Genomic DNA, 10,470 nt, shown 5'->3' on the forward strand with positions numbered 1-10,470 from the left:
CGCGGTACGGTTCGGCCGATCACGACCACGCCGCCCAGAGGAGTCACCCGTGAGCGTCAGCAACATCGCGCGCCCCGCACCCGAGGGCGTCGACCCGTTCGACACCGCGCGACTGCGCCACACCGTGCTCCAGGCATGGGCCGGCAGCGCCGCCCGGTTCCGCGAGGACGCCAACGCCGAGGAAGACCTCGCGCTCGGCGGCTACCGCGACCGCCTCGTCGTCGAACTCGCACAGAACGCCGCGGACGCCGCCGCCCGCGCCGGCGTCGAGGGCCGCATCGCCCTCACCCTGAAGGACGGCGTGCTCGCCGCCGCCAACACCGGCGCCCCGCTGGACGCGGCAGGCGTCGAGTCGCTGTCCACGCTGCGGGCCTCCGCCAAGCGGGAGGACACGAGCGGCGCGGTGGGCCGGTTCGGCGTCGGCTTCGCGGCCGTGCTCGCCGTCTCCGACGAGCCCGCGGTGGTCGGGCGGAGCGGGGGTGTGCGGTGGTCCCTGACGGACGCGCGGCTCGCCGCGTCGGACACGGCGCTGCGCGGCCCGGACCTCGGCGACGAGCTGCGCCGCCGGGACGGGCACGTACCGCTGCTGCGGCTGCCGTTCGCGGCGGAGGGCTCCGCGCCCGAGCCGTACGACACGGTGGTCATCCTTCCGTTGCGGGATGCGGCGGCGGAGGCGTTGGCCTCGCGGCTGTTGGACGGGGTTGACGACACGCTTCTCCTGGCGCTGCCGGGGTTGACGGAGGTCGTGATCACGACGGAGGCGGGGCAGCGGACGCTGCGTCGCTCGGACGACGCGCCCTACGTCGTGATCACGGACACGGGGTTGACCTCACGGGGCTCCGCCCCGGACCCCGCGCCTCAAACGCCGGCGGGGCTGGAAAGGCAAAACCGGTACCGCACCGTCACCCGTACCGGTGAGCTGGACGTGGGCCTCCTCGCCGACCGGCCCGTCGAGGAGCGGTTGCGGCCGCACTGGGCCGTGACGTGGGCCGTGCCGGTCGACGCCGAAGGCGCGCCGCAGAGGCCGCGCAGCGAACCCGTGCTGTACGCGCCCACCCCCAGCGACGAGGCCCTCGGGGTGCCGGCCCTGCTCATCGCCACGTACCCGCTGGACACCGCGCGGCGGCACGTCGCCCCCGGCCCGCTCACCGACTTCCTCACCGAGCGCGCCGCCGACGCGTACGCGGAACTGCTCGGCGGCTGGCGCCCCGTGGGCCCCGGCATCATCGACCTCGTGCCAGGACCGCTCGGCAGGAGCGAGCTGGACGGGGCTCTGCGCGCCGCCGTCCTGGAACGGCTGCCGCGCACCGCGTTCCTGCCTCCGGCGACCGAACCGGGAGACCACCCCGAGGACGAGGACCGGCCCACCTCCCTCAAGCCGCGCGACGCCGAGGTCGTCGAGGGCGCGGGCGCCGACACCGTACGGGTCCTCGCCGACGTGCTGCCGAGCCTGCTGCCCGCGGGGCTCGAACGGCGCGTGGAACTGCGGACGCTGGGCGTCGCCCGCGTCCCGCTGACCGAGGCGGTCGACCGGCTGGCCGGTCTTGAGAAGGAGCCCGGCTGGTGGCGGCGGCTGTACGAGTCCCTCGCCGGCGTCGACCCGGACCGGCTCAGCGGGCTGCCCGTGCCGCTCGCCGGCGGCCGCACCACCGTCGGCCCGCGCCAGGTGCTGCTCCCCACCGCCGAAGCCTCCACCGTCCCCGGTGAAGCGCTCGCCCGGCTCGGCCTCAAGGTCGCGCACGCCGACGCCGCCCACCCGCTCCTGGAGAAACTGGGCGCCCTGCCCGCCACCCCGCGAGCCGTCCTGCGCACCCCGCAGGTGCGCGCCGCGGTCGCCGCGTCCCTCGACGACGAGGCGTCCGCCTGGGACGACGACACGACGCTGGACGCCGACGAGCTGGCCGACGTCGTCCTCACCCTCGTACGCGACGCCCACCTCGACGTAGGAGACGAGCCCTGGCTGGGCGCGCTCGCCCTCCCCGACGACGAGGGCGAACTCGCCCCGGCCGCCGAGCTGCTGCTCCCCGGCAGTCCCATCGCCGCCGTCCTGCGCGAGGACGAACTGCCGTTCGTGGACGGTGAGCTGGCCGGGCGCTGGGGGCAGCAGCCGCTCGCCGCCTGCGGCGTCCTCGCGACCTTCGCCCTCGTCCGCGCCACCGACGTCGTCCTCGACCCCGACGAACTCGACCCGCGCGAGAGCGACTTCCCCGAGCCGGACGACGCCGGGCTCCTCGACGCCGTCGACGTGTGGTGCGAGGACGTCCTCGACGGGCTGCCCGACACGCCCGTCCCGCCGGTCGCCACCGAACTGATCGCCGTACGCGATCTGGACCTGGTCGACGAGGACCGCTGGCCGCAGGCGCTCGCGCTGCTCTCGCAGCCGCCGCTGCGGGACGCCCTCACCCAGCCGGTCCGCGTGCTGCTGCCCGACGGCACCCATGAACTCGTCCGCCCGTACACCGCCTGGTGGCTGCGCGGGAACCCGGTCCTCGACGGTCGCCGTCCTGCCGGACTGCGCGCCGACGGCGGGGACCCGCTGCTCAGCGGCCTGTACGAGCCCGTCGACGCCGCGGGCTTCGACGACGAGCAGGTGCTGCGCGCCCTCGGCGTCCGTACCTCCGTCGCCGCGCTGCTCGACGAGCCGGGCGGCGCAGCGGAGCTCCTCGACCGGCTCGCCGACCCCGACCGCCCGGTCGAGGCCGCTCAACTCCACGCCCTCTACGGCAGGTTGGCCGACCTCGACCCCGAGCAGGTCACGCTGCCCGACGAACTGCGGGCCGTACGGGACGGGGAGGTCGTGATCGTCGACGCCCGTGACGCGCTCGTCGCCGACGCCCCCGACCTGATCCCGCTCACCGGGGGCCGCGCGCTCCTCCCGGTCACCCCGTCGAAGGCGGCGCACCTCGCGGAGCTGTTCCAGGTGCGGCGGCTGAGCGAGGCGGTGGGTTCCGGGGCGGTGGAGGGCGGCGACGTGCACGAGGTGCCAGGGGCCGTGCGCGTCCTCCTCGGGCCCTCGACCCCGGAGTCGTACGTCGAGCACGAGGAGCTGTACGTCTCCGACGTCGAGGTCGACTGGTGCCGGACGGCCGACGGGGTGGTGCACGCGGCGACGCTGGAGGGCGTCGCGGCGGGCCTCGCGTGGGCGGCCGGCCAGTGGCCCCGCCGCTTCGAGGTCGCGGCCCTCCTGGAAGACCCGTCCCGCACGGCTGAGCTGGCGCGCGACAGGTGGTTCGACTAGCACCCGGCACCGTCGTTGCGGACCTGGGGCGCTGCCCCAGACCCCGCTGGCGATTGAGGCGATCTTTCCAGCCCCGCCGGCGTTTGAGGCGCGGGGTCCGGGGCGGAGCCCCGAGGCCGCAACACACCTATGCCGGGAACCTCCGCCCCACCCACCGCCACAAGAACTCCAACAGGCCCGCCGCAACGACCGCCACCCCGACGGCAGTCCACGGCATGACGGACCCCACCAACCGCAACGCGAAGAACTCCTGCAGCCACGGCACCGCAAGCACCAGCAGGAACCCGAACCCCATCGCCGCCACAAGCCCCACCCGCCACCACGTATACGGCCGCGCGATGATCGCGAGCACCCACATCGAGATCAGGAAGAGCGTCAGCGTCGCCGAACTGGTCTCCGCGGCGAGCGCCCCCGAACCCGCGTAGTAGTGCCGGGCGATCAGGTACATCACGAACGTGGCGATCCCGGCGACGGCCCCGCCGGGAATCGCGTACCGCATCACCCGCCGTACGAAGTGCGGCCTGGCCCGCTCCTTGTTCGGCGCGAGGGCCAGGAAGAACGCCGGGACGCCGATCGTCAGGGTGGAGAGGAGGGTCAAGTGCCTTGGCAGGAAGGGGTATTCCACCTGGAAGCAGACCACGAGCAGCGCGAGGATCACCGAGTAGACCGTCTTCACCAGGAAGAGCGTGGCCACGCGCGTGATGTTGCCGATGACCCGGCGGCCCTCCGCGACCACCGAGGGCAGCGTCGCGAACGAGTTGTTGAGCAGGACGATCTGCGCGACGGCCCGCGTGGCCTCGGAGCCGGAGCCCATCGAGACCCCGATGTCGGCGTCCTTCAGCGCGAGCACGTCGTTGACGCCGTCGCCGGTCATCGCGACGGTGTGCCCGTGCGCCTGGAGCGCGCCCACCATGTCCCGCTTCTGCTGCGGCGTCACCCGGCCGAACACCGTGCCGTCGTCGAGCGCGTCGGCCAGTTCCTCCGGGTCCTCGGGCAGCGTACGGGCGTCGACGGCCCGCCCCTCGAGACCCAGTTTCGCGGCGACGGCGCCCACCGACACGGCGTTGTCACCGGAGATGACTTTGGCCCGCACGTCCTGCTCGGCGAAGTAGCCGAGCGTGTCCCCGGCGTCGGGGCGAAGCCGCTGTTCGAGGACGACGAGGGCGGCCGGTTCGGCGCTCTCCACGACACCCGCGCCCTCCAGCCCCTCGGGCGCGCGGGCGAGCAGCAGCACCCGAAGGCCGCGCTGGTTGAGCTCCTCGGTCGCCGCGAGCGCCGGGTCGTCCGCGGGCAGCAGCACATCGGGCGCCCCGAGCAGCCAGGCGCTGTCCGTCCCGTCGCCCTCGCTGAAGGCGGCGCCGCTGTACTTGCGCGCGGAGGAAAAGGGCAGCGCCTCGGTGCAGCGCCAGTCCACGCTGTCCGGGTAGGCGTCGATGATCGCCTGGAGCGATGCGTTGGGCCGCGGATCGGACTCGCCGAGGGCGCCGAGCACCTTCCGTACGTACGCCTCGTACGTCTCGTCCCCGGTCCTGTCGCCGAGCAGCCGCAGCTCGGTGACGTCCATGCCGCCCTCGGTGAGCGTGCCCGTCTTGTCGAGGCAGACCGTGTCGACGCGGGCCAGGCCCTCGATGGCCGGGAGCTCCTGGACGAGGCACTGCTTGCGGCCGAGCCGGATGACGCCGATCGCGAAGGCGACGGAGGTGAGCAGGACGAGGCCCTCGGGGACCATCGGGACGATGCCGCCGACGGTGCGCGCGATCGAGTCCTTGAGGTCGTTGTCCTTGACGACGAGCTGGCTGATGATCAGGCCGAGCGCGGTCGGGATCATCATCCACTGCACGTACTTGAGGATCGTGGAGATGCCGCTGCGCAGCTCGGAGTGGACGAGTGTGAACCGGCTCGCCTCCTCGGCCAGCTGCGCCGCGTATGCCTCGCGCCCGACCTTCGTCGCGGTGAAGGCGCCGCCGCCCGCGACCACGAAGGAGCCCGACATGACCGCGTCGCCGGGCCGCTTGATCACCGGGTCGGCCTCGCCGGTGAGCAGCGACTCGTCGATCTCCAGGCCGTCGGCCTCGGCGCAGCTCCCGTCCACGACGATCTTGTCGCCCGGTCCGATCTCGATGAGGTCGCCGAGCACGATCTCCGAGGTGGGGACGGCGACGGCGTTCCCGTCGCGCCGCACGGTGGGCCGGGCCTCGCCGATCACGGCGAGCGAGTCCAGGGTCTGCTTCGCCCGCCACTCCTGGATGATGCCGATGCCGGTGTTGGCCAGGATCACGAACCCGAAGAGGCTGTCCTGGATCGGCGCGACGCTGAGCATGATCACCCAGAGCACACCGATGATCGCGTTGAACCGGGTGAAGACGTTGGCGCGCACGATCTCCGTCACGGACCGCGAGCTGCGCACGGGTACGTCGTTCACCTCGCCGCGCGCGACCCGCTCGGCGACCTCGGCGCTCGTCAGCCCTCGAGGGCCCGTCTGACGGATCTTGCTGGAGTCGCGGGTCCTGGCGCGCGCATCTGCGGCGTTGTCGTCAATCACCATCGCTCCGCGATGCCTCAATCCTCCGCCTTGCAGCTGCACGCGCCAGGACCCGCTTGCCTGCGCCGAGTGTGTGCGGCCCTCCGCATCCAGCCTGATCCGTCAGACGGGCCCTCGCCCGCGACGGCATCGGTGCCGGGTCGGCGGATTCGCCCGGATCGCCCGGATCGAGTTCCGTTCCCGCGTCGATGTGCGTCATGAAAACGACGGTACGGGCGATTTCGGGGGTTTACCCCTCGGGTGTGGAATCCTCACGATCCGTGACCGCGGCGGCGGCCGCCCGCTTGAGCGCGGCGTCACGCCCGCGGACGTACCAGATCCCGATCAGGCCGAGCCCGGCTCCGGCCAGGCAGCACCACACCCACCACGTGATCCCGCGGTCGGCGAACCAGCCGTAGAACGGCAGCTGTACGAGGAAGAGGACGAACCAGAGGATCGTGCCACCAATGATGGTGGTGACCACGGGCCCCTCAAGGGGTTCGGGTGCCTCGTGCTTCGGGATCCACTTCGCCATGTGCACAGCTTACGAGGACCCACCGACAACCCGGTACAAGCCCCTCACCGCAAGGGTCTACGCGCGGAGATAGCAAATTCGGCCTCATATGTTCATACTGAAACAGCCTGAGCCTGGCCACTTATGTTCGTATGAAACACCAGCGGAAACTTCGGGGTAACCCGCAGGTGACCACACGACGACCAGACTCCATCACGCACCCCGCCCGCATTTCACTGCTGAATACAGCTGAGGTCATCCATGTCCACTTCGGCCACCACTCCGGTCGATGTCAATGACTCGCCGCCGCCGGCCCCGAAGAACGGCTTCGACCGCTACTTCAAGATCACTGAGCGCGGCTCGACCGTCCCGCGTGAGATCCGCGGCGGCCTCGCCACGTTCTTCGCGATGGCCTACATCATCGTGCTGAATCCGATCATCCTCGGCGGCGCGAAGGACATGTACGGGCACCAGCTGGACAACGGCCAGCTGGTCACCGCGACCGCGCTGACCGCCGCGTTCACCACGCTGCTCATGGGCGTCATCGGCAATGTGCCGATCGCGCTCGCGGCGGGCCTCGGTGTGAACACGGTCGTCGCCCTGCAGCTCGCGCCCCGCATGTCCTGGCCGGACGCGATGGGCATGGTCGTCCTCGCAGGCTTCGTCGTGATGCTGCTCGTCGCGACCGGGCTGCGGGAACGGGTCATGAACGCCGTGCCGTACAGCCTGCGCAAGGGCATCGCGATCGGCATCGGCCTGTTCATCCTGCTGATCGGCCTCGTCGACTCCGGCTTCGTCACGCGCATGCCGGACGCCGCGCAGACCACGGTCCCGCTCCAGCTCGGCACCGGCGGTCACCTGATGGGCTGGCCGGTCCTGGTCTTCGTGCTCGGCGTACTGCTCACGCTGGCGCTGCTCGTACGCAAGGTGCCGGGCGCGATCCTGATCTCGATCGTCGTGATGACGGTGGCCGCGCTGATCATCAACGCCGTGGCCGACATCGACCCGATGTCCTGGGGTCTGACCGTGCCCGAGTGGCCCGGCAACCCGGTCGCCAGCCCGGACTTCTCGCTCGTCGGCCAGGTCAGCCTGTTCGGCGGCTTCGAGAAGGTCGGCATCCTGACCGGCATCCTCTTCGTCTTCACCGTGCTGCTGTCGTGCTTCTTCGACGCCATGGGCACGATCATGGGCATCAGCGACGAGGCGCATCTGACCGATGAGAAGGGTCAGATGCCCGGCATGAACAAGGTCCTGTTCATCGACGGTGTCGCCGTCGCCGCCGGTGGCGCCTCGTCCTCCTCGGCCACCACCTGCTTCGTGGAGTCCACTGCCGGTGTCGGCGAGGGCGCCCGCACGGGCCTCGCCAACGTGGTCACCGGCTGTCTGTTCGCGGTCGCGCTGTTCCTCACGCCCGTCGTCACGATGGTCCCGTCCGGGGCGGCCACGCCCGCGCTGATCGCGGTCGGCTTCCTGATCCTGTCGGGCAGCATCCGTGAGATCGACTGGGACGACTGGACGGTCGCCATCCCCGCGTTCATCACGATGCTGATGATGCCGTTCACGTACTCGATCACGAACGGCATCGGCATGGGCTTCATCAGCTTCACGGTGCTGCGCGTGGTCGCGGGCCGCGCCAAGGAGGTGCCGGCCGCGATGTACGCCGTCTCCGCCGTGTTCGTCTTCTACTACCTGATGCCGGCGCTGGGCCTTACGTAATCGCACCCTGCGTAGTCGCGCCTTACGTAGTCGCGTTTCCGTCTTACGTAGTCACGTCTCCGTAGAACCGCTCCGTCTCCTCGACGGCAGTCTTGAAGCGTTCGTCGAAGTCGTCCCGAATGAGCGTCCGGACCACATAGTCCTGGACGCTCATTCCTCTTTTGGCGGCATGCGCCTTGAGCCGGTCGAGCAGCTCAACGTCGATCCGCAGACTGAGCACTGTCGATCCCATACGGACAGGGTCGCCGGGCTCCGCGACCTGTTGCGTCACTTTCCGCGTCCGGCTCACTCGTATGGGTGATGAAACTTTTCTGCACTCCTGCCACAGGTGAAGAGGTGGTGGGGATCACGGACGTGTGTCGTGCGGCGGGTAGTCGTTAGACACAGTAATGAGTTACGCTAACGAACATGCCAGACCTCTCCCATGGCGACGACGCAGCCGCCGTGAACTCCCTGCGTTCCGCAGTGATGCGCCTGTCGCGTCGGCTCAAGCACCAGCGGGTCGACGAATCGCTGAGTCCCACCGAAATGTCGGTGCTCGGCACCCTCGCCGGATGCGGCTCCGCGACACCGGGTGAGCTGGCCCGCAAGGAGCATGTCCAGCCGCCGTCGATGACCAGAATCGTCGCGCTCCTTGAGGCCAAGGAGCTGGTCCGTCTCGAACCCCACCCCGAGGACCGCCGGCAGAAGGTCGTCACCTCCACCGAGCGGGCCGAGACCATGCTCGCGGAGAGCCGCCGCAAGCGGAACGCGTGGCTGGCCAACCTCGCCGAGGGGCTGGACGAGGACGACTGGGCCAAGCTGCGCGCGGCCGCCCCCGTCCTGGAGAAGCTCGCCCACCTCTGAGCCCCACCACTGAGCCCTGCCTTTGAGCCCCCCCACTGAGCCCCACCTGTGAGCCCCCCCTGGGGACCGACGACCGCCGAGGAGGCGAACCCACTTTGAGTACGGGATCCGGAGCAGACTCCGCCCCCGCACCAGCCGCCCACGACTCGAACGCCCGCCCACGTAAGCCCTCGATGTTCGCCAGCCTGAAGGTACGCAACTACCGGCTGTTCGCGACCGGGGCCGTCGTCTCCAACACCGGCACCTGGATGGCCCGCATCACCCAGGACTGGCTGGTGCTCTCGCTGACCGGTTCCTCCGCCGCCGTGGGTGTCACCACGGCGATGCAGTTCCTCCCGATGCTGCTCTTCGGCCTGTACGGCGGTGTGATCGCCGACCGGTTCGCCAAGCGGACCCTGCTGTTCTGCACGCAGGGCGCGATGAGCCTGTCCGGCCTCTTCCTCGCGGCGCTCACCCTCACGGGCAACGTCCAGGTGTGGCACGTCTACCTCGCGGCCTTCTTCACGGGTCTCGTCACGGTCGTCGACAACCCGACGCGACAGTCGTTCGTGTCGGAGATGGTTGGACCGGATCAGGTTCGGAATGCTGTTTCTCTGAACTCCGCGAACTTCCAGTCCGCCCGCCTCATCGGCCCGGCCGTCGCCTCCGCCCTGACCGCCGCGGTCGGCCCCGGCTGGGCGTTCCTCGCCAACGGCCTGTCCTTCCTCGCGCCGCTCACCGGCCTCATGCTCATGCGCACGCACGAGCTGCACGAGATCAAGCGGGCGCCGCGCGGCAAGGGCCAGTTGCGGGAGGGGCTGCGGTACGTGTCGGCCCACCCCGAGCTGATCTGGCCGATCGTGCTCGTCGGGTTCGTCGGCACCTTCGGCTTCAACTTCCCGATCTGGCTGAGCGCGTACGCGGACGACGTGTTCCACGGCGGGGTCGGCCAGTACGGCCTGTTCAACACGCTCATGGCGATCGGCTCGCTGGCCGGCGCGCTGCTCGCGGCCCGGCGCCGATCGACCCGCCTGCGGGTCCTGGTCGGCGCGGCGATCGGCTTCGGTGTCCTGGAGGTCGCGGCCGCGTGGGCGCCGGGCGTCTGGGCGTTCGCCCCGCTGATCGTGCTGCTCGGCATCCTCGGCCTGACGGTGAACGTGACCGCCAACTCCACGGTCCAGATGGGTACGGATCCGGAGATGCGGGGGCGTGTGATGTCGCTGTTCATGATGGTGTTCACCGGTGGTACGCCGCTGGGCGGTCCGCTCTTCGGCTGGCTCGCCGACGAGTACGGGGTGCGGGTCAGCTTTGCCCTGGCCGGGGTGATCTGTGCGGTGGCCGCGGTCGGCGTCGGGCTCATGCTGGCCCGGGCGGCGAACCTCCGGTTGAAGGTGGACCTCCGCCGCGGCGAACGCCACGTCCAGTTCGTTCCGCGCGAACTCGCGGCGGTGGCGTAGCGATCAATCCCGATTGAGCGGCGGGCATTTCGGGTGGGCAGTTCAAGCCCCTGCGGCGATTGAGCAGGCTTTTCAAGCCCAGCGGCGGGTGGGCATATCAAGCCCCGCCGGCGATTGAGGCGCGGGGTCCGGGGCCGAGCCCCGGGGCCGCCACACCGGGGGCGGGGGTGGCGGCGCGGGGGTGCGCCCCGGCCGCCCG

The 10,470-nt window shown here is 70.8% G+C and carries 7 protein-coding genes; 4 read left to right on the top strand and 3 right to left on the bottom strand.

Annotated features, from left to right (window positions below; genetic code table 11):
• The first annotated feature begins 49 nt into the window (after window positions 1-49).
• Window positions 50-3,238 carry a sacsin N-terminal ATP-binding-like domain-containing protein gene (locus ACIRHA_RS41115; RefSeq protein WP_403856631.1) on the top strand — a complete coding sequence of 1,063 codons (3,189 nt, stop codon included), beginning with the start codon at window positions 50-52 and terminating at the stop codon, window positions 3,236-3,238.
• A gap of 127 nt (window positions 3,239-3,365) precedes the next feature.
• Here the strand turns inward: ACIRHA_RS41115 and ACIRHA_RS41120 are convergent, their stop codons facing one another.
• Window positions 3,366-5,783: an HAD-IC family P-type ATPase gene (locus tag ACIRHA_RS41120; RefSeq protein ID WP_403856633.1), complete on the bottom strand. Its 2,418-nt coding sequence runs from the start codon at window positions 5,781-5,783 to the stop codon at window positions 3,366-3,368.
• Window positions 5,784-6,009: 226 nt separating this feature from the next.
• Window positions 6,010-6,294, bottom strand: a complete 285-nt coding sequence (locus tag ACIRHA_RS41125) for a DUF2530 domain-containing protein (protein ID WP_403856635.1) — start codon at window positions 6,292-6,294, stop codon at window positions 6,010-6,012.
• Window positions 6,295-6,534: 240 nt separating this feature from the next.
• Here ACIRHA_RS41125 and ACIRHA_RS41130 point away from each other — a divergent pair, with 240 nt between their 5' ends.
• Window positions 6,535-7,989, top strand: a complete 1,455-nt coding sequence (locus ACIRHA_RS41130) for an NCS2 family permease (RefSeq protein WP_403856637.1) — start codon at window positions 6,535-6,537, stop codon at window positions 7,987-7,989.
• Window positions 7,990-8,032: 43 nt separating this feature from the next.
• Here the strand turns inward: ACIRHA_RS41130 and ACIRHA_RS41135 are convergent, their stop codons facing one another.
• The gene (locus ACIRHA_RS41135; protein ID WP_403856639.1) at window positions 8,033-8,221 is read right to left on the bottom strand and encodes a ribbon-helix-helix protein, CopG family; all 189 of its coding nucleotides are present in this window, start codon (window positions 8,219-8,221) and stop codon (window positions 8,033-8,035) included.
• 176 nt (window positions 8,222-8,397) lie between these two features.
• On the opposite strand from ACIRHA_RS41135, the gene ACIRHA_RS41140 reads away from it, so the two are divergent.
• Both ACIRHA_RS41140 and ACIRHA_RS41145 read left to right on the top strand, forming a co-directional pair.
• The gene (locus ACIRHA_RS41140; RefSeq protein ID WP_403856641.1) at window positions 8,398-8,835 is read left to right on the top strand and encodes a MarR family winged helix-turn-helix transcriptional regulator; all 438 of its coding nucleotides are present in this window, start codon (window positions 8,398-8,400) and stop codon (window positions 8,833-8,835) included.
• Window positions 8,836-8,930: 95 nt separating this feature from the next.
• Complete coding sequence (locus ACIRHA_RS41145) at window positions 8,931-10,271, top strand: MFS transporter (protein ID WP_403856643.1); 1,341 nt, start codon at window positions 8,931-8,933, stop codon at window positions 10,269-10,271.
• Window positions 10,272-10,470: the final 199 nt, after the last annotated feature.

The organism is Streptomyces sp. NPDC102360 (assembly GCF_044766085.1).
Classification (GTDB): domain Bacteria; phylum Actinomycetota; class Actinomycetes; order Streptomycetales; family Streptomycetaceae; genus Streptomyces.

Bases quoted from the DNA above. Each gene is read 5' to 3' on its own strand.
- ACIRHA_RS41120 (WP_403856633.1), bottom strand. From the start codon at position 5,783: ATGGTGATTGACGACAACGCCGCAGATGCGCGCGCCAGGACCCGCGAC.
- ACIRHA_RS41125 (WP_403856635.1), bottom strand. From the start codon at position 6,294: ATGGCGAAGTGGATCCCGAAGCACGAGGCACCCGAACCCCTTGAGGGG.
- ACIRHA_RS41130 (WP_403856637.1), top strand. From the start codon at position 6,535: ATGTCCACTTCGGCCACCACTCCGGTCGATGTCAATGACTCGCCGCCG.
- ACIRHA_RS41135 (WP_403856639.1), bottom strand. From the start codon at position 8,221: ATGGGATCGACAGTGCTCAGTCTGCGGATCGACGTTGAGCTGCTCGAC.
- ACIRHA_RS41140 (WP_403856641.1), top strand. From the start codon at position 8,398: ATGCCAGACCTCTCCCATGGCGACGACGCAGCCGCCGTGAACTCCCTG.